Origin of the sequence: Desulfobaculum bizertense DSM 18034, assembly GCF_900167065.1 — a bacterium.
Classification (GTDB): domain Bacteria; phylum Desulfobacterota; class Desulfovibrionia; order Desulfovibrionales; family Desulfovibrionaceae; genus Desulfobaculum; species Desulfobaculum bizertense.
On the sequence record NZ_FUYA01000003.1, the window covers coordinates 36,849 to 58,548 of the forward strand.

Here is a 21,700-nt window from a genome sequence, read left to right on the forward strand (position 1 = left end):
ACTGCCCCCCAGGTTAATGTGCACCGCTGTGAATTAACGGCTTGAAACCAAAAGCCCGAACCCGCTCCTGATTGTGGCAGCGCGTGCAGTCCTTCAGCTCTGGAGTCCGACGAATGCTTGCAGGGTCTCCATCTTCGGCATGCTGTGCCCCCGGTCCATGACAGCTCTCGCAACCGACATCAGACAGCTCTGGTGTAGAGGCGTAATCCTGAAATCCGCCTTTGCCATACCCCGTGGTATGGCACTCATAGCAGCCCTGTACCTCCTGTGCAGTGAGATCAGACGCCATGACTTGTATGCTTTCCCATGACTGTGCTTTTTTTGAATGCTGTGAATACCGGCCATACTCTTCTTCATGACATTCTGCGCAGGCTTTTGATCCAACGTAATCTCCAGCCGTCGCAGCCCCTGTCATCACAAAGAAGCTGACAAGAAACAAAATTGATAGAACACATACCCTCATCAACACTCTCCATCTCTGTGTGATGCCTTTTTTCTAAAAAAAGGAAAAGAAACATCACGTGCATGAACATGTCTCATAAATCGACAAGAGAGGTCCCTGTACGCACCTCTGTTTCACAAGATTTGGTACATCAATACCCAAAGCCTGAAAAGGCCTTTTCTCCAACGAGAAAGACTGGTTGAGCATTCAAGGTGAGAATTTTACTTTCTCAGTCAAAATTTTTCGCTGCCTCAAAACTCGCATTCTATCGATGTTTTCTGAGGACGGTCTTTTGTGCAGAAATCTCTACCAGTCTGTTTCACGCTAGATTACTCGGAATGACACAGTAACCCGCATGACAGCTTGCTTATCGGCTAAAATCTCTAGGTTTTTACTCCGAAAGCAAAAAAAACTGCTAAAGCCTCAAAGAAAAATGACCGATGAGTGCATAAGTATCTTTGGAGGACCTATGGATTCGGTTGAAAAAAAGCCCAAGAAAAAAAAGGCCGCATGCACTCTTCTGCTCTCGGCTTCTCCCCATCACATCCAGCGGGACCGCAGCACACTGCACCGACTGGGTATAGAGAACACCGTGGCACAGCAGGAGATTGGCGGCGCCCTGCGCTTTTTGCAAAAGAACCGGGTCTCACTCATTATTTGTGACGAAAGCATAGGTGATTCGCACGGCCTGCATCTTGTGCGTGCCCTGCAAAAAAATACCCGCCTGAGCAAAATTCCACTGGTGTTTTCCAGCACCAACGTCAACCCGCAGGCCGTTTTGCAAGCCATTGCCTCCGGTGCTGGTGGCTACCTTGTCCGCCCGTACTCGATGGACAATTTCAAAAAGCAGCTCCGCCGGGCCATCGAAGGCAAGGTCACAGGGGATATGCGTCAAAAAGCCCGCAAGCAGACGCAGCCGGTCCAGCCTGCACAGATGGAAGAACAGGACCCCAGCGCTCCCCGCCAGATTTCCCGCACAGCACGGCTCCAGAGTTACTGCCGAAAAGGCCGCAAGTGCCTCATAGAAAAAGAATGGAATCAGGCTATTGTTGAATTCCGAAAGGCAATAGCCATTGATGACATGTTTCTCCCTGCCTGTGAGGGACTCATCGAGGCGTGGATGAACAAGGAAAACCGCGCCCAGACAGAAAAATACATCTGCCGGACCGCGGACATTTATCGCCTGAATGGCGAATTTGAGAAGGCTGCAAAAATCCTCAAGGAAAGAAGATACATCGGAAAAGACGAAGAAGCCCTCGTCGAATCAGGGTGTGAACTCGTAAAAAACGGCGACTGGGAAGACGCCGGAGAAGCGTTTCACCGTGCCGAGGAAAAAGCTCCAAATCCGCGCAGTGTCCACGCAAAAATGGCTCGCGCCTGCCAGTTTACCCGCAGGCCAGAAGCTTCGGCCATCCAGCTTGCCAAAGCCCTTGCCAAGGCTTCGGGTGGCCGCTCTGCCAAAGAATGCTTCCATCTTATCTGGGGACCAAGTCCGCGCCGGGCGCGCCCACGGCAGCGAAACAAAAAAGCCCCATCCCACAACCTTTCCACCGGCATATCAGACGCGTGGAAGGTCTTCTGCTACACTGTTCAGGCCTTTCGGCAGGAAGCCCAGAGCACATAAGCTGTTTCCACACTCCCCGGAAACAGCGCTCCGGGAAGTGCGAAACACCGCCCTACGCGTTTTCCAAAAGCTCCATTGCATCATCAACGGACCAGCCGTGATGCACCAGACCATTCATTGCCTTCACCGTCTTGAAGGTATCTTCTGCCTGGAAAATATTCCGACCAATAGACAGGCCACTTCCGCCAGCTTCCAGTGAATCTGAAACCATCTGGAAAAGATCTCGCGGACTGTCGACCTTTGGCCCACCGGCAATCACAACCGGCACACACACGGAGTCCACAACTTTTTTGAAGCTGTCGATGCTGCCTGTGTAGGACACTTTTACGATGTCTGCGCCAAGCTCCATACCCACACGGGCACAATGCGCAACAACATCAGGATCAAAACTGTTTTTGATTTTGGGACCACGAGCGTAAACCATTGCCAGACACGGGATGCCCCACTCTGCGGCACGGGCTGCTGTCCGGCCAAGATCATTCAGCATGGTTGCCTCGGTTTCATCACCAAGGTTCACGTGGACACTCACGGCATCAGCACCAAGGCGAATGGCGTCTTCAACTGTCCCCGTCATCACCTTTGCATTCGGGAACGGAGAAAGAGACGTGCTGGCAGACAGGTGAACAATCAATCCAATATCCGGTCCCTGCTGCCGATGTCCGCAGGGAACAAGCCCCTTGTGCATAAGCACTGCGTTTGCGCCACCTTCTGCCACCTGCGACAGGGTTTCGCGCATGTCGATAAGCCCGTCAACAGGACCGATTGTTGTGCCATGATCCAGAGGTACAACAATTGCCCGACCAGTATTTCGATTAATGATTCGCTCCATGCGAATAGCTTTTCCAATGTGCATGACGGCCTCCTTAAAAATGTCCATACTCGTGATTTCAAACAAAAAAAAGAGGCCGTCGGATAGTCCAACGGCCTCTATGGGTACAAGGGTCAATACGTTCGATTAGAACACAACACACCATGCACCGCAGGCCTTGCCTGTGGCGTAGTAATAATAATATGCGTAAGCGGTGTTGTGATTCTGTATCTTCATGGCGTTTACTGTAGAGACTTGCCGGGAGATGTGTCAAGCAGCTTTTCAGATTTTCACGACACATAAGAAGAGCAGGCTTTTTCGCTGACGATGCTAGAGAGCATACGGCTTTTCTTGCGAGCTTCATGGACGGGAAACTGCCCGACTGCTACAATTCAGTATTCGTCTTTTTTGAGGAGTACTGCACCATGAAAATTTCCAGAGTCATGTTTTCGGGAAGAAGTTTTTATGCCCAGCATCGTGATGGAGCTTTTGTCTGCCTCGACCGCAGGTTAGGACTCAAAGAGGCCATTCCGGAAGATCAGGTGACCCAGCTTCCCCTTGCAGTTCCGTCAAAACTTATTCATTTCGGCCCACCAGCTCCATCCGCCACCTCCCCGCACATTTCTCTTCTTCCACCAAGCGCCATCAATTCTGGACACGAAACCGTGCATATTCCCGACTGCGCAACAGTCAGTTTTGTTGAACCCATGCTTGCCGTTTTTTTTGGCAGACAATGTCACTGCATCAGCCCGGCTGACATGCCCCCATACATCTTTGGATTTTCCTGTTCGATGTCTTTTTCGGCACAAATTCAGGGCCTTACCGAAAATGAAACACTTGCAGCCCATGCCTTTGACGGCTTTGCGCCCATTGGGCCACACATCGAAACCGATATTGAGGCGCCAGAGGAGCTTGTGGCAGCGCTCCAAAAAAACGAGGAAAACGCCGTATCATGCAGTTTTTCACAGCTTGCCTATTCCCCGTATGAAGCGCTCAGCATGATTTCCTCAATTATGACAATCAATCCCGGTGACCTCATCGTGCTTGGGGACCCAAAATGGAAACAGCGCGTCCTCGAAAATGACATCATAACGCTGCATATTCCTGAAATTGGCACGTTGGAGAATTCAGTGCGTTGTGATAAAGCTCTTGCTCACGCAACAGTAACCGCGGTAGCGCCAGATCTACAGTAAGAGGGGCTTCCTGAAGAATTTTCTTCTTGCCATCTTAGCGTATTTTGCGTACAACGCCGCGATTTCAATCCCACACATCCCGAGTCGTCCCTGGGTGCCACACGAGTGTATCGTACTGGTATGGGGCGAGATTTATATGGGATGGAGGAATAAACCCAGGAGGAATCCAAATGGCTTACATTTCTATGAAGCAGATGCTGGAAACCGGTGTCCACTTTGGTCACCAGACTCGTCGCTGGAACCCCAAAATGCGCCCGTTCATCTTTGGTGCCCGTAACGGCATCCATATCATGGACCTTCAGCAGACTGTTGGTCTGTTCCGCACTGCTCATGATTTCATTGCAGAAAAAGTTGCCAACGGTGGCAAGGTTCTGTTCATCGGCACCAAGCGCCAGGCTCAGGAAGCTATCAAGCAGGAAGCAGGTCGTGCTGACCAGCACTTCATGACCAGCCGCTGGCTCGGTGGTACCCTCACCAACTTCCAGACCATCAAGCACAGCATTGATCGCCTGAAGAAGCTGGAGACCATGTTTGAAGACGGTTCCATCAACAAGTTCCCCAAAAAGGAAATCGTGCTGATGACCCGCGAAGTTGCCAAGCTCAATGACGCTCTTGGCGGCATCAAAGACATGGACAAGCTGCCCGCAGTCGCATTCGTGGTTGACCCCAAGCGCGAAGAGATCGCAATCCGTGAGTGCCGCAAGCTCGGTATTCCGATCGTTGCAATCTGTGACTCCAACTGCAACCCTGACCTCGTTGACTTCGTCATCCCCGGCAACGATGACGCTATCCGCGCCATCAAGCTGTTCGCTTCCTCCATTGCTGACGCATGCCTCGAAGGCACTGCCCGTCAGGAAGAGGTTGCTATGGCTAAAGCTGCTGAAGCAGCTGAGGCTTCCAAGAAAGAAGAGACCGCTGAGGCTGACGCCGAAGCTGCAAAGGAGAACTAAGCATGGCTATTACTGCTGCTCAGGTTAAAGAACTGCGCGACAAGACTGGCGCAGGCATGATGGACTGCAAAAAGGCCCTGACCGAATGCAATGCAGACGTTGAGAAAGCAGTCGCTTTCCTGCGTGAGAAGGGTCTTGCTAAGGCTCAGAAAAAAGCTGGCCGTGCTACCTCCGAAGGTTTCATCGGCTCCTACCTGCACTCCAACGGCAAGCTCGCTGTTATGGTCGAGATCCTTTGCGAAACTGACTTTGTTGCCAAGTCCGACAAGTTCCAGGAATTCGCAAAGAACGTTGCTATGCAGATCGCCGCAATGAACCCTCTTTGTGTTTCTCCCGAGGAACTTCCTCAGGATGTCCTGGAAAAGGAAAAAGAAATTTACCTGCACCAGGCAATGGAAGAAGGCAAGCCTCAGAATATCGCTGAGAAGATTGTCGTAGGCCGCATCAAGAAGTACTATAAAGAAGTATGCCTGCTTGAGCAGCCCTTCGTCAAAGACGACAAGCTTTGCATTCAGGATCTCCTGAACGAGCTGGTTGCCGTTCTTGGTGAAAATATCAAGATTGGTCGCTTTACCCGCATCGCAGTGGGCGAAGCTCCCAAAGCCTAGCTTTCTCAAACGGGCCGCAAGGCCCGTTTTTTTTGCCCTTTTTTTAACTTGAGACATCCGGGACAAGTCCTTGAGATGTCAGACTCATTCAACTCAGAAGGTGTAACTTATGAGCAACTTGCGCTACAAAAGAGTGCTGCTGAAACTCAGTGGTGAGGCATTGGCGGGAAAGAAAAATTTCGGTATAGATCCCGAAACCGTCAGCGCGTTCTGCCGCGAGATTGCGGAAGTCGCCCAGCTGGGCGTGCAGGTTGCCCTCGTCATCGGCGGCGGCAACATCTTCCGTGGAATGGCTGCAAGCGCAAAAGGTATGGATCGTGCCCAGGGTGACTACATGGGTATGCTCGCAACCGTGATGAATGCCCTTGCTGTTCAGGACGGCCTCGAAAAAGAAGGCATCCAAACCCGGGTACTGGGCGCAATTTCCATGCAGGAAGTCTGCGAGCCGTACATCCGCCGCAGAGCCATCCGTCACCTGGAAAAAGGCCGCGTTGTCATTTGTGCCGCTGGTACTGGCAACCCCTACTTTACCACTGACACCGCAGCTGCCCTGCGTGCCGCCGAGCTTCATACCGAAGCCATCCTCAAGGCTACCAAGGTCGATGGTGTCTACGACAAGGATCCCATGATCCATTCCGATGCAAAGCGCTTTGACCGCCTGACCTACATTGATGTACTGAACAAACGACTTCGGGTTATGGACTCCACGGCCATCTCTTTGGCTATGGACAACAACCTGCCAATCGCCGTATTCAATCTTTTTGAATCCGGAAATATTAAAAAAGTCGTCTGCGGTGAAAACATCGGAACCGTCGTCGAAGGAGGAGAATAGCATGCAGTCTGTCATGGATGATGCGAAAACACGGATGAAGAAAGCCCTCTCGGCTCTCGATAAAGAATTTTCCAAACTGCGCACTGGCCGCGCATCCACCTCTCTGGTGGATGACATTCTGGTCGACTACTACGGAACCCCTACCCCGCTGAAACAGATCGCATCTGTCGCCATTCCCGACAGCCGCTCCATCACTATTCAGCCTTGGGACCGTGGTGCATTTGGCCCCATCGAAAAAGCCATCATTACGTCTGACCTCGGTCTGAACCCGGTCAACGATGGCAAGCTGATGCGCATTGCCATTCCGCCGCTGACCGAAGACCGCCGCAAAGAGCTGGTCAAGGTCGCAAAAAAGTACACTGAAGACTGCAAGGTCGCTATCCGCAACGTCCGCCGCGACAGCAATGACACCCTCAAGAAGATGGAAAAAGACAAAGACATCTCTGAGGACGATCAGCGCCGTGGTCAGGATGAGGTGCAGAAGATCACCAACCAGATGGTTGAACAGTCTGACAAGCAGTTCAAGGCAAAAGAAGCCGAGATCATGGAGATCTAGCAGGTCTTCTCTGCCGTTTTTTTGTCTGGAACCTGCCGTCTCCGCGCTTTTGTGGGGGCGGCAGGTCTTCCAGTTCTATATGCATTGTATCGAAAACACGGAGAACTCCCCTGACACCTGAACGACTTCCCCGCCACATTGCCGTCATCATGGATGGAAACGGCCGCTGGGCCACGTCTCGCGGACTGTCCCGTAGCGATGGTCACAAAGCTGGAACAGAAGCGGCCAAAGAGTTTGTAACTGAATGCCTGAAGCTGGGTGTTCAGCATGTGACGCTCTATACTTTTTCTCGCGAAAACTGGGCACGCCCCAAAGAAGAAATATCTTTCCTTTTTGATCTTCTTGTTCGCTTTATGCGACGCGAAATGGATGCACTCATCAAGCAAGGCATCCGACTCAATATCTTTGGAGATCTCTCCGAACTTCCTTTTACGACCCGTCAGGCCATCAAAACGGCCGTATCTCTCTCTTCTGGCGGAAGCAAAATGACACTCAATCTCGCCCTCAACTATTCCGGACGAGACGATATTATGCGAGCCTGCAAAGCTTTGTGCAAAAAAAAGCTTGCCCCAGAAGCCATAACAGAACAAGCTCTTGCAGCAGAGCTGTACTCTGCTGGGCAGCCTGATCCTGATCTCGTCATCAGAACCAGTGGCGAGTTACGACTCTCCAATTTCCTGCTCTGGGAATCCGCATATTCTGAATTTTATTTTACAGAAACATACTGGCCGGACTTTGACAGTGCCGAACTGCACAAGGCGCTGGAAGACTATGCCTCCCGTGGCCGCCGTTTTGGTAAAACAGACGCGCAGCTCGCAGAGGCTGAGTCCGGCAAGAACTCCTAACAAAGACGTCATTACGACAGCGCTAGAATCATGAACAGTTCACATAAGAAACGTATTGTTACAGCCGCCGTTCTTCTCCCTGTCCTGATTTGCTCCATCGCGTTCAGAGGCTGGCTCGAAATAGCCCTGCTCGCGGCAATCAGCGTTATCGGGCTGTGGGAATTTTACAGCATGTTCTGGAAAGACGGCCGCCACAGCTGGCTCAAGATTGCTGGCGCTGGCCTTGGTCTCCTCATTCTCTGGGGTGGCAAAACCAACATGCACGGCCTGATTCTGGCAGCTCTTATTGCTGGATTCTGGGTATCCAGCCTGTGGTTCCTCCTGCGCTTTTCCAAGGCACCAGAAGCCCAGACCGAAGAAAATTCTTTTGGTATGGCCTCAGTGCTTGTCACCGGGCTGCTCTATGTTCCGGTTATGCTCCAGTTCCTTTTCAACTTTGAACGTGTTGAAATTGTCGTCGTTCTGGCCGCTGTTATGGCTGCAGATACAGGCGCATTCTACTCTGGCGCAGCATTTGGCGGTCCCAAAATCTGGCCCGTCATCAGCCCAAAGAAAACATGGGCTGGCAGCATTGGTGGCATGTGTGCTTCCATTCTGGTCTGTCTGCTGGCTGGCTGCATTGATGAATACATGCTGGCTGGTGCTGGCGCGGGTCGTCCGTGGTGGATGTGGGCCTGCCTTGGCTTTGGCCTCAATATTTCCTCCCAGTTTGGCGACTTCATCGAATCCGCAGTCAAACGCCGCCTGCGCGTCAAGGACTCCGGCACCCTGCTTCCCGGGCACGGTGGTGTACTTGACCGCATCGACAGCCTGCTTTTGGCCATTGCGACCTATGCAGGTCTGGACGCCATTTTCCATTTTTTTAAATAACGCAGACGCGAGCGTTTTTTCCGTCGCGCCATAGACGAACTTTGCTCCAAAGGCTGGATTCATGACCTATATTTCTCCGCTTACTCCGCACCAGCAGGAGGCACGAAAACTCGTTATTCTCGGAAGCACGGGGTCTATTGGCTGTAGCACCATCAAGGTACTGGCCGAGCATCCCAATCGCTTCGAGGTTCTGGCGCTGGCTGGTGCCCGCAATGCACGCCGACTCGCAGAACAGGCCGCAGCATTGCGACCTCCGTTTCTGGCTGTTCTGACTGACGAGGTTGCCGCAGAACTCAAAGCCCTGCTCCCGGCAGGCTACACTCCGGCAATTCTTGTTGGCCCACAGGCCTATGTTGACCTCGCGCGGATGCCCGAGGCAGACATTGTGCTTGCCGCACAGGTCGGTGCCGCTGGCCTTCCTCCGGCATTTGCCGCAGCCAAGGCTGGCAAAATCATTGCTCTCGCCAACAAGGAAGCTCTGGTCCTCGCTGGGCACCTGTTCCGGCAGGTCTGCCACGAAACAGGCGCAGTGATTCTGCCCGTTGACTCTGAACACAACGCACTTTTTCAGGGCATGTGGGGTCATGACTCCAAAGATATTCGCCGACTCGTGATCACGGCGTCTGGTGGTCCTTTCCGAGGCAAAAGCCTTGAAGACCTCAGGCAGGTCACCCGCGAGCAGGCGCTTGCCCATCCCAACTGGTCTATGGGGGCCAAAATCAGTATTGATTCTGCCACCCTCATGAACAAGGGACTGGAAGTTATTGAAGCCTTCCATCTCTTTGGCCTTCCGCTCGAAAACATTGATGTTGTCGTGCACCCCCAGAGTGTCATCCACTCCATTGTGGAATACGTTGACCGCAGCATGCTCGCCCACATGGGTCCCACAGACATGATGCTCCCGATTGCGTATGCCCTGGGCTGGCCCGACAGACTCCCCCTCTCTCTTGAACCACTGGATCTTGTTGCCCTTGGGCAGATCAGTTTTGAAGCCCCAGCAATGGATATATTTCCTTGCTTGCGCTATGCTTTCGATGCACTGCGCGCTGGTCAGAGCTTTCCTGTGGTACTCAACGCGGCCAACGAAATCGCTGTTGACGCCTTTCTTGGCGGCCGCATAGCTTTTCTTGATATTCCCGCTCTGGTCGAGCGTGCTCTTGAGGCTCACACCGACACCGACGTGACGAGTCTGGATGCCATTCTGGCTCTGGATTCCACAACGCGGGCCACGGTGCGCAGCTGGATCGGCAACTAGCCCCCGGTCGCACTTCTCTGGCCTTCACCCAAACCGGCCATGCGTCTTCTGACGCATCCGCCGAGGCGAGTACTATGCAAGGACCGATTGCTATTATTCTTGTTCTTGGGGCACTGATTTTTTTCCACGAGCTGGGGCACTTTTTGGCTGCCCGTATGCTCGGCATTGGAGTAAAAACATTCTCGCTTGGATTTGGCCCCAAGCTGCTTTCATACAAAAAATCTCAAACCCGCTATCAGCTGTCACTGATTCCCCTTGGTGGCTACGTGCAGCTTTTGGGCGAAAATACAGAAGACGACCTGCCGGAAGGATTCACCCGCGAAGAAAGTTTTGCCCTGCGTCCGCCACTGCATCGAATGGCAGTTGTTGCCGCTGGACCAATCTTTAACTTCATTCTGGCATGGTTCATTTATTCCGGCATCTTCATGTCGCATGGCATGGTCGAGCTGATCCCCAATATTGGTGGCATCCAGCCCGAAAGCTCCGCCGCAGTCGCAGGCATTCAGCCCGGCGACACTGTGACCGCTGTTGATGGGCAGCCTGTCCGCTACTGGCGCGAAATGGCCGATGCCATTGCTGCCAGCGAAGGCAAGGCTCTGGACTTTGAAATTCAGCGCGGTGATGAAACGCTGAATACGAATGTGACTCCGCGCCTGATGAACCGAAAAAACATTTTTGGTGAGACCATCTCGACACCGATGGTTGGCATCAGCGCGTCTGGAAAAACCATTAAAATACCGCTTGGCGTTGGCTCATCTCTCGTTCAGGGAGGCAAGCAGACATGGAACATCACCATGCTGACGCTCAAGGGCATTGGCAAACTGTTCCAGCGGGTTGTGCCGCTCGACACTGTCGGCGGTCCCATCATGATTGCCCAGATGGTGAGCCAACAGGCAAAAGAAGGTCTGGTCAATGTACTGTTCCTGACAGCCATCATTAGCATCAACCTTGGCCTGCTGAACCTGTTCCCCATTCCGGTACTTGATGGCGGACACCTGCTCTTTTTGAGCTACGAAATTGTATCCCGTCGCCCTGTTTCCGAACAGATGCAGGTCATTACAACGCGTATTGGCCTCTTCCTGCTGCTCGGTCTCATGGTGCTTGCAACATATAATGACATCCTGCGCCTGTTCACGAACTAGGCGCACTGACGATACAGAATTATGGGCAAACCCAAGACAAGCTTTCGTTTTCATCGTCCCCAGCTCGTGCTGAACGGGACCGAAGACCGTCTCCAGCTCGTGCTGGCACAGGACGGTGTTGCTGGTACGGCTCAGGAATGGACAGTTCCCGGCCGGGCCATGCAGTTTTTGACCCCCGCACTCAAGGGCATGCTCGACAGCCTGTCCCTGACAACTGCGGATCTTTCTGGAATTGCCTGTGTCCGCGGACCGGGCAGCTTTACTGGCATTCGCATGATTCTTGGCACTGCCCTTGGCATTGCCAGAGCTGCCGAGCTTCCTCTGGCGGGACTCGACTATCTGCCCCTGCTTGCTGCTGGTCCCCAGCCGCTCGTCACGGGCACCGTTGCAGTCCTCACCCATTCCCGCACGCGTCAGGTCTACCTCCAGTGCTTTACAGCACCGGATGGCACCCCGCTTGGCGGACCGCAGCCTCTTTCTCTGGATGCGGCAGGAGAGGAACTTTCCCGCATTGAGGGTCCAGTCTTCCTGCTCGGCTCTGGCCTGCGCCGCAACGCTGAGTTTTTTGCCGAGCTGGAACTCAATCAGGGCACGATCCTTTCAGCACGCTTTGACCACCCTGATCCTGATGTTCTGGCCGAAGCAGCCCTGCATGCTGAATACTCTGACGCGCCAATTGACCCGCTCTACCTGCGGGCCTCTGACGCAGAGGACAATCTGAGCTACATCGCGGGCAAGCGCGGCATCAACGCCGACGAAGCTGCCGAACGGCTTGACCGGGCTGTGCATTCCGTCACAGCACCAAGCTGTATCTCACCGATAAAGTAAAACATCTTGTACACACAAAGGCCGCTATGCATCACACATGGCGACCTTTTCTTTTTATAATTCAATATCATCTCTATCTTTAATCTTTATTTTTTCACTCTATTTCGACTTCTTCATATTTTTTTCTCTTTTTTCTTTCATTCTAAGAGACCTTTTTTCTACACAATATAAAAACACAACATCGCATAACTTGTTTTAAATATATTTTTCGATAAAGAAAGTTCTTTTGATGACGATATGACAGACAAGCGGGTGCACACTGCATCCAGAGTACTCTGGTTGAAAAACCACTTTTTCTTTCCGCCCGGCAAGGACGCCACACGCGGAGGGGACACTGACTTTCAAGGAGGAAAGGATATGTCTCTGGTCATCAATAATAACTTAATGGCAATGAATGCCACCCGGAACCTGAGTTCTGCGTACAGCGATTTGAGCACGTCAACCCGGCGACTGTCTTCTGGCCTCCGAGTCGGAACATCTGCTGACGACGCCGCAGGTCTTGCTGTTCGTGAGCTTATGCGTGCGGACATCGCATCCCTGAATCAGGGTGTGCGTAATGCGAACGACGCCATTTCACTCATCCAGACCGCAGACGGTGCGCTGAGTGTTATTGACGAAAAATTAATCAGAATGAAAGAACTTGCCGAACAGGCAGCTACGGGTACGTACAATTCCAGTCAGCGTCTGGTTATCGATTCCGAATATCAGGCAATGGCATCCGAGATCACCCGAATTGCCAACGCAACGGACTTCAACGGCATCTCACTGCTCAACGGGCATCTGTCCGGCGATACACACGACGGTTCCGACGCCACGGCAACAGGAAAGATGCTGGTCCACTTTGGAACGGCAAACAGCGCAACCGAAGACTACTACTACATCCAGATCAAGACGGCGACAGCAAGTGCTCTTGGAGTGGGACATGCAGCTGGCTCTTCTGCTGATGCATACACCATTTCCACACAGGACGCTGCACAGGGCGCTCTGGAGGCCATCACCAAGGCCATTGAAAGCAAGGATAACATCCGAGCAACACTTGGTGCCCTGCAAAACCGTCTGACTGGTACCATTGAAAATCTGGAAATTCAGTCTGAAAATCTCCAGTCTTCGGAATCCCGCATCTCGGACGTGGACGTAGCCAGTGAAATGACCCAGTTCACCCGAGTTCAGATTCAGGCCCAGTCCGCCGTAGCCATGCTGGCACAGGCGAACACCCTGCCACAGCTGGCTCTCCAGCTCCTTGGCGGTGGGTAAGCGTTCAGACTAAAAAACTGAACCACTGAAACAGCTCATAGACAGGCTGGGTCGCATGCCGTGACCCGGCCTGTTTTTCTTTCTCTTGGCACCTGACTTGCTACTCTCATTGTGAGGAACCACCACCCCGGCAATTTTTTCCGACGAGGCTCTTATGGCTGACAGCACAACATCCATCTCAGGATCATCTGGCTTCAACGTCGTTACTGACGATGACGGCAAGATACATATTGGCAAACTTGGCAACGGTACAGACTTTGACGCCATCATCGATGCACAGATGAAGGCAGAAGGCCTAAACAAAACCAAGCTGGAATCATGGAAGACCGACTGGGAGAAGAAGCTCACCACGGTTCAGGATCTCAACACAAAATTCCTGACCTACCGCAGCAACCTCTCCTATATGGACACCATGGGCGAGTTTTTGACCAAAAAGATCGGCGTTACGGACACAAATGTCCTCTCGGCGACTCCGACTACGGATGCAGAAGAAGGCATTCACAAAATTGAGGTCAATCAGCTCGCGCAAAACCATATCATGACCCAGAGCGCTGGCGTTGCAGACAAAACTGCCGAGATTGTTCCTACGGGAGGCAGCACAGAAACGCTGGAACTGACCTACGGTACTGGCGCGGATGCAAAGACAATGAAAATTGACGTTGCACCCGGCACGACCCTTGAGGGACTTGCGCAGATCATCAACAGGCATCCTGACAATGCAGGCGTTCAGGCCAAGGTTTTGTATGATGGTTCCAAGTATTACATGCAGCTCAGCGGAAAAGATCTGGGGGCAGACAACACCATCAGCATCAATGATGCGAACACAACCCTGGCTGGATTCAGCACTGGTGACTTCACAGAAATCCAGCAGGCACAAAATGCCGAGTTGCGCGTTGACGGCTGGCCCAAGGGCAGCTGGATCGAAAGCGACTCAAATGCAGTCACTGATGCTGTCCCTGGCATCACGCTCAATTTACGTAGCACAGGCACGACCTCAATCGAAATCCAGAATGACTCTAATGCTATCCTGAATCATGTTGCGGACTTCCTCGACATGGTGAACGATATGAAGTCATCCATTAAGGAACTGACAAAATACGATCCCGAAACCAAGAAAGCTGGCCTCCTTCAGGGTGACTACAGTATGTCACTTATAAGCAACCTGCTGAATGAGGTTACATCCCAGCATGGCATCGGATTTAATGGTGATACCGACGCCATTTCCACACTTGCCCAGCTTGGAATCGAGACAGACGCCAAAACGGGGTCTCCAACCTTTGGCATGCTCACTGTTGACGAAGAAGTCTTTCTGAAAAAACTTCGGGAAGATCCGCAGTCCGTCGCAGAATTTTTTGCCGCAGACGGTATCGGAAGCACAGACTCCGGTGACGTGACTTTTTCTTCAAAAATTGACGGCATCACCAAGCCCGGCAAATATGCCGTAAGCTACGACGTTGATGCGGCAGGCAACATTACCAACGCCTTTATTGGCGGCAAGCCAGCCAGTGTTAATGGGCTGACAATCACCGCCGGGAGCGACACGGATGCCAAAGGTGCGGTTTTGACAGTCAACAACCTGACTGCTGGATCGTACACGGCAAATCTTTCACTCAAGCAGGGTAAAGCTGGCGAGCTTCACGATGCCCTCACCGAGATGACAGTCGGCGAGAAGGCAACGTTTAAGGTCCTGACCTCAAACTACACCCAGATGGTGGAGAATCTGACCAAACAGATCAGTGATGAGGAAACACGACTTAAAACCTACGAAAAAAACCTTCGGGAAAAGTATAGCCGACTGGATAAAACCTTGGCTGAATATACCTCCATGCAGAAGACGCTTGACGATCAGCTCAAGCAGCTTAATGCTGGCGACTAAAAACACAGGGGAGAACGAATGCTGCGAGGCGCACAGGCGTACCTGAAGACGCAAGTAAGCACCGTTTCAAAGGGAGAACTGCTGCTTCTGCTGTATAGCGGAGCAATCAAGTTTTTGAGACAGGCAAAGATCAAGATGGCCGAGAAAGACTATGCCCAGAAAGGCATTCTTATCTCTCGGGCAATGGATGTCATTTCGGAACTGGACGAAAGTCTGAATACAGACAAGGGCGGCGAGATTTCGCAGCGCCTGCATGATCTGTACTTTTTCTGCAACACGCGCCTCTTGCGCGCGAACATGGACATGAAACCCGAATACATTGATGATGTTATCCGCATTCTCGATGGTCTTCGTGGCTCCTTTGCAGAAATTCAGGGCAAGCCAGCTCCGGCAGAAAGCGAACCAGCGCCCGCGCCACAGCCACCTGTTGAAAACCGTGCTGAAAAGCCTCAGCCCAGTGCACCAGAACAGCCTGAAAAAGCTCAGCCCCAACCCAAAGCACAGGTTCCCAAAAGCTCTGCTGCGAGCTTTGAAGCCATGCTTGGGACGGTAAAGCCGCCCACAGGGAGCGCTCAGGCAAGCCAGCTCAAACCCAAGCCCACCGTTCCCCAGCCTCAGCCTGCGGGGAAAAGTGCAGCGGGAACGGCTGGTCCCAAGTTACGCCTGCTGCGCCCAAGTCGCAAAGGCATGCCTGGCACTTATGGACCCTCTGGGAAATAATCTCCCCCAGTTCCAAAGTACGAGATAAAGTAGACACGACGCCTCTGCTATACAGAACTCCTGTTTTGTATGACAGAGGCGTTTTCCATTCAGCCCCAAAGCGCTCAAGGACGCAAAAAGCCCGCCGTTCAACACAAAAAATAGATAAGAAAATCAAACAGCAGCATCTCCTCGCAAAAGGGTGCAACCCCTTGAAAATCAACTTTTGAACAGGTATTGTGGATAATTAAATCCAAGCGAAAAAGGATTCCCTTATGAAAATAACGTGCCCTCACTGCGACTATGCCCGCGAAGTTCCTGATGATAAAATCCCAACAAAGTCTGTTCGAGCCACCTGCCCCAAATGTGGGAAAAAATTTCAGTTCCGTGCTCCAGAATTTAGCTTTGATGATGAACTCAAGCAGAACGAGACCCCACAGGCACCAGCTGAGGGCGTCAAAACCGTCAAAATTTCTTTGAGTGAAGAAGAAGTCGCAGCGGATGAACATTCTGTCGCAAAAAAGCAGCAGGAGCATGAGGACGTCGAAGACGAGCTGAACCCGTCCAAGCCCCAGAGCATGCAGGAAACAGAAGAAATCTGGGACCGCCTGAACAGCATGGACGGCGAAGAGGATGAAAACCGGGCCTACCGTGAGCGCTGGCAGGAACAGCAGGAGTTCCGCCCAAGAGAAAGCAGCACACAGGCAAGCTCTTCAGTTCCCTTTGAGAATCTCGAAGAGCATGGCTTTTTCAATGGCCTGATTGAAACCATCAAAAAAGTCAGCAAGACTCCTACGGAATTCTTTTCGAAAATGCCCCTTGCTGGCGGCCGGAAAATGCCCCTGATCTTTTACATTCTTTTGGGTGAATTTTCGGCACTGTGCCAGACCATCTGGCAGGTGCTTGGGTCCATTCTTGGCATCAATGTTCTGGTCGCGCTTGGCCCGCAGCCCGCTGGAAACTCGGAGCCTGGACCGGAATCTTTTGCCATTCTTTTGGTCCTTCCGATTCTTTTATTTCTTTTCAGTCACATCAGTTCGGGTATACTGCACGGAACAATTCGCCTGCTGCACAAGAAAAACCAGCCATATGAGGCAACGTACAGAGTCATTTGTTATTCCTGTGCGCCAACTGTTCTTTCAGTTTTTCCTGTGATAGGTGCTATTGTAGGTTCCGTCTGGAGTCTTGTTCTCACTTACAAGGGCCTGAAAAAAGTCCACGGCATGAGCGTGGGCAAAACAATCAGTGTTCTGCTTCTCCCGTTCCTCGCACTCATGATCCTGTCGATGATTGTTTCTTTCCTGATCGCCATGTGGTTTGCTGTCAACACAGGATCAATTTAGCCGTCCCTGAGGTGACGCATGTTTGATGCTCTGAAAAAACGCCTGAAAGATTTCCTGGATTCAAAAGTCCTTGAGGATGACATTGCACCCCAGACTTTTCTGGAGCTGTCCAATGAACTCCTTGAGCTTGCGGATGCAGCGTCGAACTTCTGGCACAACGAACCTCAGTTCCAGCAGCGGGTGCAGCGAATCCGCACCGAAATGGAGCAGCTTGAGTCTTTGGCTTCCAAGCCAGAATTCAAACGCCTGTCCCCACAAAAGCGGCTGGAACTGCGGGAAAGTCTGCTTGCGTCCCGCGAGCAGCTCCTTGAGGCAATGGGCACAGTTCCTGCCCCAACCTCCACTCTTCAGTAGCTCTCCTTTTTGCGGCACGTATCTTGCTGTCTTTTTTCTGTCCGGAAGCTCTCCACAAGGGCTTCCGGGCAAAACGCAGCAAGGAGTATCCCGCTTATGAATCCCCGCATTTCTGTTTTGGCCGCATGCATGGCCCTCTTTCTTCTGTGTTCCTGCGCTGGAGACTTTGATCTCTCTGGCCCCGGCACAGTCTACCTGGACGAAGAAGTCAAAAGCTCAGACGTCCAGCGTATGGTCCAGCCCAAAAACCACCCCATGCGGCCTTTGACGGCGCTTATGCTTCCTTTGCGCGTTGACCAGAAAATGCGGGACAGAAGCTACCTCGGCATGGAACTTTCCCGCATTGTCTGGCAAAGCATGCTCGAAGTTCAGGCCTTCCCAGCCCTGAGCTTTGCAGAAGATTCTGCGCTTCGAAACGACTTTGCTGCGGCGCAGTCCGTTGCCATAAGCCAGGGCGCCGACCTCATTATCGGGGGAGAAATTACTCACATTCTTGATGGCGGCACAGCAGGACAAACACAAGTTTCCATGCGCATCCGCGTGTATGACGCCACCACAGGAACACTTATCTGGTCTCTGGCACAGGCTGGCCAGATTATCCCGGGGCAAACCCGCGACTTTGTCTTTTATCGCCTGAAATCACGGCTTCCACTGTCCCCGGTCCAGACTGTTGTCGGCAGCATGGCCCAAAGCATGGGTGAAATCATCCGGGACTGGAACATGCCTCAACCCAAAGACGACGCCAAAGAATCGCCAAAACCTGCTCTCTAGTTCGGATTTTTGACACAGGTCAAAGAACCGGGGGCAGGTGTCTGGTACAGAAAATTTATGAAGCACACACATTCCAGAATGACACAGGTCCCCGGTGACGGTTTTTTCATTGAAGCATGCCGAGGAGCACAGTCCTGCCCCATGCAGGCCGTTTCGGCTCCAGAACTTCTTGAAAATGTCCAGCAGGTTTTGGCAGAAGCCAAAATCGGCGAACGACTCCGCAGCATGTATGGTGACGCCCCGCTCTTTCACCACATGCTCAAACTCTCCATCTCGTACTGTCCTAACGGCTGCTCCCGCCCGCAGATTGCCGATATTGGTCTGCTTGGCGCGGCAAGTCCCGTCCTGACCAGCTCCGACTGTATTCAGTGTGCAAGCTGCCACAGCTCCTGTCGCGAAGGTGCCCTTTCTATTGATACTGAGGGAACCGTCACGAATATCGACATGGAGCGCTGTGTTCGTTGCGGCGCCTGCATCAGTGCCTGCCCCTCCGGAGCCATCCAGCCCGGAGCCACTGGATTTCGCCTCCAGCTTGGCGGCAAACTTGGACGCCATCCCAGACTGGCGCTCGAAGTTCCTTTTATCTTTGCCGCAGAATCGATTCCTGATCTTCTTGAGCATGTCATTTCCACAATCTACTCTTCTCTTCGCCCCGGAGAGCGCTTTGCAGACTGTGTCGACAGGCTCGGCATAGACACCATTAGCGATGGTCTGAAAAAATTTTCCTGTGAGATACCTTCACAAAGCCGTAAAAAATAACGTAAAACCACAAGGTCTTGCACCGAGTCTCTTTTGGCATCCCCGCATCAGGTCCTACCAGGTTTGACACAGCCTATTTCATAGCTAAATACTAGGCATCTCAAACCCCAATTGCGACTTTGACTCTCAGTGCTGTTAGGTCTATGTTGCGGGGCATCCGCGTCGGGCACCCGACGATAGAACAGATTCATCCGCCGCCGCTCTATCCGGGGCCTTACGGCGAACCCATACGGAGGTAGTTCATGATAGGTATCTCAAAACTGTACTGTGGTGCTGTGGAAGCATCTGACGCACTGCGTTACGGCCGGGAATCCGGCAAGCTTCCTTCCCACCTTCTGCAGTTTTCCAAAGATAAAAAGCCCGTCGTGGTCTGGAATATGACCCGCCGCTGCAACCTGAAGTGTGTGCATTGCTATGCTCAGGCTGTGGACCCGAACGGTAAAGACGAAATCAACACCGAACAGGGCAAGACCATCATCAAGGATCTTGCTGAATACGGTGCCCCGGTTATGCTCTTTTCCGGTGGCGAGCCTTTGGTTCGTGAAGACCTCCCCGATCTGGCAAAATATGCCACAGAACAGGGCATGCGCGCTGTTATTTCCACCAACGGAACACTCATCACCAAGGAAAAGGCTGCCGAGCTGAAAAAAATCGGCCTGTCCTACGTTGGTATTTCCCTTGATGGCGGTGAAGAGATTCACGACAAGTTCCGTCAGGTACCCGGTGCCTTCAAACGTGCCATCCGTGGTATCGAAAACTGTAAGGCCGAAGGCCTGAAAGTTGGTCTGCGCTTCACCATCAACAAGCGTAACCAGACCGAAATCCCCAAACTTTTCCAGCTGCTGCGTGACCTCGAAGTCCCGCGCATCTGTTTCTACCATCTGGTTTACTCCGGCCGTGGTTCCGAACTGATCAAGGAAGACCTCGATCATCAGGAAACCCGCGCAGCCGTAAACCTGATCATGGACGAGACCCGTCGCTGCTACGAAGATGGTCTGGAAAAAGAAGTCCTCACCGTCGACAACCACGCAGACGGCCCGCTCGTCTACCTGCGAATGCTGAAGGAAGATCCCAAGCGTGCTGAAGAAATCGCACAGCTTCTCCAGTTCAATGAGGGCAACAACTCCGGCCGCGGCATTGGCTGTATCTCCTGGGATGGCAAAGTCCACGCCGACCAGTTCTGGCGGAATCACACCTTCGGAAACGTGCTTGAACGCCCCTTCTCCGAAATCTGGGATGACCCGAATATTGAACTCCTTCACAAGCTCAAGGACAAGAAGCAGTATGTGAAGGGAAGGTGTGCAACATGCAAATATCTGGGTATATGCGGCGGCAACTTCCGTGCCCGAGCAGAAGCCTACTACGGGGATGTCTGGGCAACGGACCCCGCATGTTATTTAACAGACGACGAAATCAGGCCGTAAGGCACAACTTCTACGCACTGCGCAGCAAGCGAGCTCTTGTCGTTCTGAATCAGGCCATAGCAATCCATCAGCGTCGCTGCACCAGCATCATGGAGCAGCGCGAGGAACTGGAAAACAAAAAGCGCTTTGCTCTTCGAGAAGAAGAAGCAGCAAAACGCCGGAACTATCACAAGATGATAGAACTTGCTCAGGGCCACTCTCATCATTAAGTCATGCTCACGCCGGGATGCGCTCTTGCGCATCCCGGCGCATTTGTATCAGGAGGAAAATCATGGACCTGCCAAAATTCCACCGGGGCCGCAGACTCCGCACCAGCACCACCATTCGGGATCTCGTACGTGAAACCGTCGTCCGCCCCGAAGACCTCATGATGCTGTATTTCGTCGTTGAGACGGATGACCCAAATTTCAAAAAGCCAATCGACGCCATGCCCGGCCAGTATCAGCTTTCTGTTGACCAGCTCGAAAAGCAGGTTGGCGAAGCCGTCGCTCTTGGCATGCGTTCCTGCATGCTCTTTGGCCTGCCCAAAGAAAAAGACGCCGTGGCCTCTGGTGCCTATGATGACAACGGCATTGTGCAGCAGGCAATCCGCCGCCTGAAAAAGAGCTTTCCTGATCTGCTCGTTGCGACCGACGTCTGCCTGTGCGAGTACACCTCCCACGGCCACTGCGGTCTGCTGAAAGAAGGCGACAAAAAAGGCCTGGTTCTGAACGACCAGACCCTTGATCTTTTGGCAAAAACTGCTGTTTCCCATGCCAAGGCAGGCGCAGACATGGTTGCCCCATCCGACATGATGGACGGCCGCGTTCTGGCCATTCGCACAGCCCTTGATGAGGCTGGCTACAAAAACCTGCCCATCATGTCCTATGCAGTAAAATATGCCTCCTCTTTTTATGGTCCGTTCCGCGAAGCAGCAGAAAGCGCTCCTTCCCACGGCGACCGCCGAACCTATCAGATGGACCCCGGCAACCTTCGCGAAGGACTTCGTGAAGCCATTGCCGACGTTGAAGAAGGTGCCGACATCATCATGGTGAAGCCCGGCCTGCCTTACCTCGACGTCCTGTATGCTGTTCGCCAGGAACTGCATGTCCCGCTTGCCACCTATCAGGTCAGTGGAGAGTACTCCATGATTAAGGCCGCAGCCCAGAACGGCTGGATTGATGGCGAAGCTGTCATGCTCGAGTCACTCACGGCTCTCAAACGCGCAGGCGCAGACCTCATCCTCACCTATTTCACCGAAGACTTTCTGCGCCTTCAGGGGAAATAA

General features: G+C 52.6%; 23 protein-coding genes. 21 read left to right on the top strand and 2 right to left on the bottom strand.

Annotated features, from left to right (window positions below):
* Nucleotides 1–13 precede the first annotated feature (13 nt).
* Complete coding sequence (locus B5D23_RS05165) at nucleotides 14–463, bottom strand: cytochrome c family protein (RefSeq protein WP_078684353.1); 450 nt, start codon at nucleotides 461–463, stop codon at nucleotides 14–16.
* Between the two features lie 448 nt (nucleotides 464–911).
* Between B5D23_RS05165 and B5D23_RS05170 the strand changes: the two genes are divergently transcribed.
* The gene (locus B5D23_RS05170) at nucleotides 912–2,066 is read left to right on the top strand and encodes a response regulator (protein ID WP_159445920.1); all 1,155 of its coding nucleotides are present in this window, start codon (nucleotides 912–914) and stop codon (nucleotides 2,064–2,066) included.
* 52 nt (nucleotides 2,067–2,118) lie between these two features.
* Here the strand turns inward: B5D23_RS05170 and B5D23_RS05175 are convergent, their stop codons facing one another.
* A complete protein-coding gene (locus B5D23_RS05175) occupies nucleotides 2,119–2,919 on the bottom strand; it encodes a 2-amino-3,7-dideoxy-D-threo-hept-6-ulosonate synthase (RefSeq protein WP_078684355.1) in 801 nt (266 codons plus the stop codon).
* A gap of 380 nt (nucleotides 2,920–3,299) precedes the next feature.
* Here B5D23_RS05175 and B5D23_RS05180 point away from each other — a divergent pair, with 380 nt between their 5' ends.
* The 20 genes from B5D23_RS05180 to hemB all read left to right on the top strand — a co-directional run bounded on the left by B5D23_RS05180 (nucleotide 3,300) and on the right by hemB (nucleotide 21,700).
* Nucleotides 3,300–4,067, top strand: a complete 768-nt coding sequence (locus B5D23_RS05180; protein WP_159445921.1) for a fumarylacetoacetate hydrolase family protein — start codon at nucleotides 3,300–3,302, stop codon at nucleotides 4,065–4,067.
* A 170-nt stretch (nucleotides 4,068–4,237) separates the two neighbouring features.
* Entirely contained in the window at nucleotides 4,238–5,017 is a 780-nt protein-coding gene (gene rpsB / locus B5D23_RS05185) for a 30S ribosomal protein S2 (protein ID WP_078684357.1), read from the top strand.
* A gap of 2 nt (nucleotides 5,018–5,019) precedes the next feature.
* The gene (gene tsf / locus B5D23_RS05190; protein ID WP_078684358.1) at nucleotides 5,020–5,625 is read left to right on the top strand and encodes a translation elongation factor Ts; all 606 of its coding nucleotides are present in this window, start codon (nucleotides 5,020–5,022) and stop codon (nucleotides 5,623–5,625) included.
* 109 nt (nucleotides 5,626–5,734) lie between these two features.
* On the top strand, nucleotides 5,735–6,457 hold the full coding sequence (pyrH, locus tag B5D23_RS05195) for a UMP kinase (protein ID WP_078684359.1): 723 nt from the start codon (nucleotides 5,735–5,737) through the stop codon (nucleotides 6,455–6,457).
* A 1-nt stretch (nucleotide 6,458) separates the two neighbouring features.
* On the top strand, nucleotides 6,459–7,013 hold the full coding sequence (gene frr, locus B5D23_RS05200; protein ID WP_078684360.1) for a ribosome recycling factor: 555 nt from the start codon (nucleotides 6,459–6,461) through the stop codon (nucleotides 7,011–7,013).
* A 149-nt stretch (nucleotides 7,014–7,162) separates the two neighbouring features.
* Nucleotides 7,163–7,858: a polyprenyl diphosphate synthase gene (gene uppS, locus B5D23_RS05205; protein WP_078684361.1), complete on the top strand. Its 696-nt coding sequence runs from the start codon at nucleotides 7,163–7,165 to the stop codon at nucleotides 7,856–7,858.
* Between the two features lie 30 nt (nucleotides 7,859–7,888).
* Complete coding sequence (locus B5D23_RS05210) at nucleotides 7,889–8,728, top strand: phosphatidate cytidylyltransferase (RefSeq protein WP_078684362.1); 840 nt, start codon at nucleotides 7,889–7,891, stop codon at nucleotides 8,726–8,728.
* 61 nt (nucleotides 8,729–8,789) lie between these two features.
* Nucleotides 8,790–9,983 (top strand): 1-deoxy-D-xylulose-5-phosphate reductoisomerase, encoded by a 1,194-nt coding sequence (dxr, locus tag B5D23_RS05215; protein WP_078684363.1) that lies wholly within the window; start codon nucleotides 8,790–8,792, stop codon nucleotides 9,981–9,983.
* A 74-nt stretch (nucleotides 9,984–10,057) separates the two neighbouring features.
* Nucleotides 10,058–11,125: an RIP metalloprotease RseP gene (rseP, locus tag B5D23_RS05220; protein ID WP_078684364.1), complete on the top strand. Its 1,068-nt coding sequence runs from the start codon at nucleotides 10,058–10,060 to the stop codon at nucleotides 11,123–11,125.
* A 21-nt stretch (nucleotides 11,126–11,146) separates the two neighbouring features.
* Complete coding sequence (tsaB, locus tag B5D23_RS05225; RefSeq protein WP_078684365.1) at nucleotides 11,147–11,953, top strand: tRNA (adenosine(37)-N6)-threonylcarbamoyltransferase complex dimerization subunit type 1 TsaB; 807 nt, start codon at nucleotides 11,147–11,149, stop codon at nucleotides 11,951–11,953.
* Between the two features lie 357 nt (nucleotides 11,954–12,310).
* On the top strand, nucleotides 12,311–13,207 hold the full coding sequence (locus tag B5D23_RS05230) for a flagellin N-terminal helical domain-containing protein (protein WP_078684366.1): 897 nt from the start codon (nucleotides 12,311–12,313) through the stop codon (nucleotides 13,205–13,207).
* Nucleotides 13,208–13,361: 154 nt separating this feature from the next.
* The gene (fliD, locus tag B5D23_RS05235) at nucleotides 13,362–15,083 is read left to right on the top strand and encodes a flagellar filament capping protein FliD (protein ID WP_078684367.1); all 1,722 of its coding nucleotides are present in this window, start codon (nucleotides 13,362–13,364) and stop codon (nucleotides 15,081–15,083) included.
* Between the two features lie 18 nt (nucleotides 15,084–15,101).
* The gene (gene fliS, locus B5D23_RS05240; protein ID WP_078684368.1) at nucleotides 15,102–15,803 is read left to right on the top strand and encodes a flagellar export chaperone FliS; all 702 of its coding nucleotides are present in this window, start codon (nucleotides 15,102–15,104) and stop codon (nucleotides 15,801–15,803) included.
* 254 nt (nucleotides 15,804–16,057) lie between these two features.
* The gene (locus tag B5D23_RS05245; protein WP_078684627.1) at nucleotides 16,058–17,125 is read left to right on the top strand and encodes a YIP1 family protein; all 1,068 of its coding nucleotides are present in this window, start codon (nucleotides 16,058–16,060) and stop codon (nucleotides 17,123–17,125) included.
* An 18-nt stretch (nucleotides 17,126–17,143) separates the two neighbouring features.
* Nucleotides 17,144–17,479, top strand: a complete 336-nt coding sequence (locus B5D23_RS05250; protein ID WP_078684369.1) for a hypothetical protein — start codon at nucleotides 17,144–17,146, stop codon at nucleotides 17,477–17,479.
* Nucleotides 17,480–17,575: 96 nt separating this feature from the next.
* Entirely contained in the window at nucleotides 17,576–18,250 is a 675-nt protein-coding gene (locus B5D23_RS05255; RefSeq protein ID WP_078684370.1) for a hypothetical protein, read from the top strand.
* A 57-nt stretch (nucleotides 18,251–18,307) separates the two neighbouring features.
* Nucleotides 18,308–19,009, top strand: a complete 702-nt coding sequence (locus tag B5D23_RS05260) for a 4Fe-4S binding protein (protein WP_078684371.1) — start codon at nucleotides 18,308–18,310, stop codon at nucleotides 19,007–19,009.
* Between the two features lie 242 nt (nucleotides 19,010–19,251).
* Nucleotides 19,252–20,433: a 12,18-didecarboxysiroheme deacetylase gene (gene ahbC / locus B5D23_RS05265; RefSeq protein ID WP_078684372.1), complete on the top strand. Its 1,182-nt coding sequence runs from the start codon at nucleotides 19,252–19,254 to the stop codon at nucleotides 20,431–20,433.
* Nucleotides 20,400–20,642, top strand: a complete 243-nt coding sequence (locus tag B5D23_RS14910; protein ID WP_144012552.1) for a hypothetical protein — start codon at nucleotides 20,400–20,402, stop codon at nucleotides 20,640–20,642. Before ahbC ends, B5D23_RS14910 begins: the two co-directional genes overlap by 34 nt.
* A 62-nt stretch (nucleotides 20,643–20,704) precedes the next feature.
* Entirely contained in the window at nucleotides 20,705–21,700 is a 996-nt protein-coding gene (gene hemB, locus B5D23_RS05270; RefSeq protein WP_200803629.1) for a porphobilinogen synthase, read from the top strand.

Excerpts from the sequence above, each read along its gene's own strand:
- B5D23_RS05165 (WP_078684353.1), bottom strand. The coding sequence starts at position 463 with ATGAGGGTATGTGTTCTATCAATTTTGTTTCTTGTCAGCTTCTTTGTG.
- B5D23_RS05170 (WP_159445920.1), top strand. The coding sequence starts at position 912 with ATGGATTCGGTTGAAAAAAAGCCCAAGAAAAAAAAGGCCGCATGCACT.
- B5D23_RS05175 (WP_078684355.1), bottom strand. The coding sequence starts at position 2,919 with ATGCACATTGGAAAAGCTATTCGCATGGAGCGAATCATTAATCGAAAT.
- B5D23_RS05180 (WP_159445921.1), top strand. The coding sequence starts at position 3,300 with ATGAAAATTTCCAGAGTCATGTTTTCGGGAAGAAGTTTTTATGCCCAG.
- rpsB (WP_078684357.1), top strand. The coding sequence starts at position 4,238 with ATGGCTTACATTTCTATGAAGCAGATGCTGGAAACCGGTGTCCACTTT.
- tsf (WP_078684358.1), top strand. The coding sequence starts at position 5,020 with ATGGCTATTACTGCTGCTCAGGTTAAAGAACTGCGCGACAAGACTGGC.
- pyrH (WP_078684359.1), top strand. The coding sequence starts at position 5,735 with ATGAGCAACTTGCGCTACAAAAGAGTGCTGCTGAAACTCAGTGGTGAG.
- frr (WP_078684360.1), top strand. The coding sequence starts at position 6,459 with ATGCAGTCTGTCATGGATGATGCGAAAACACGGATGAAGAAAGCCCTC.
- uppS (WP_078684361.1), top strand. The coding sequence starts at position 7,163 with ATGGATGGAAACGGCCGCTGGGCCACGTCTCGCGGACTGTCCCGTAGC.
- B5D23_RS05210 (WP_078684362.1), top strand. The coding sequence starts at position 7,889 with ATGAACAGTTCACATAAGAAACGTATTGTTACAGCCGCCGTTCTTCTC.
- dxr (WP_078684363.1), top strand. The coding sequence starts at position 8,790 with ATGACCTATATTTCTCCGCTTACTCCGCACCAGCAGGAGGCACGAAAA.
- rseP (WP_078684364.1), top strand. The coding sequence starts at position 10,058 with ATGCAAGGACCGATTGCTATTATTCTTGTTCTTGGGGCACTGATTTTT.
- tsaB (WP_078684365.1), top strand. The coding sequence starts at position 11,147 with ATGGGCAAACCCAAGACAAGCTTTCGTTTTCATCGTCCCCAGCTCGTG.
- B5D23_RS05230 (WP_078684366.1), top strand. The coding sequence starts at position 12,311 with ATGTCTCTGGTCATCAATAATAACTTAATGGCAATGAATGCCACCCGG.
- fliD (WP_078684367.1), top strand. The coding sequence starts at position 13,362 with ATGGCTGACAGCACAACATCCATCTCAGGATCATCTGGCTTCAACGTC.
- fliS (WP_078684368.1), top strand. The coding sequence starts at position 15,102 with ATGCTGCGAGGCGCACAGGCGTACCTGAAGACGCAAGTAAGCACCGTT.
- B5D23_RS05245 (WP_078684627.1), top strand. The coding sequence starts at position 16,058 with ATGAAAATAACGTGCCCTCACTGCGACTATGCCCGCGAAGTTCCTGAT.
- B5D23_RS05250 (WP_078684369.1), top strand. The coding sequence starts at position 17,144 with ATGTTTGATGCTCTGAAAAAACGCCTGAAAGATTTCCTGGATTCAAAA.
- B5D23_RS05255 (WP_078684370.1), top strand. The coding sequence starts at position 17,576 with ATGAATCCCCGCATTTCTGTTTTGGCCGCATGCATGGCCCTCTTTCTT.
- B5D23_RS05260 (WP_078684371.1), top strand. The coding sequence starts at position 18,308 with ATGAAGCACACACATTCCAGAATGACACAGGTCCCCGGTGACGGTTTT.
- ahbC (WP_078684372.1), top strand. The coding sequence starts at position 19,252 with ATGATAGGTATCTCAAAACTGTACTGTGGTGCTGTGGAAGCATCTGAC.
- B5D23_RS14910 (WP_144012552.1), top strand. The coding sequence starts at position 20,400 with ATGTTATTTAACAGACGACGAAATCAGGCCGTAAGGCACAACTTCTAC.
- hemB (WP_200803629.1), top strand. The coding sequence starts at position 20,705 with ATGGACCTGCCAAAATTCCACCGGGGCCGCAGACTCCGCACCAGCACC.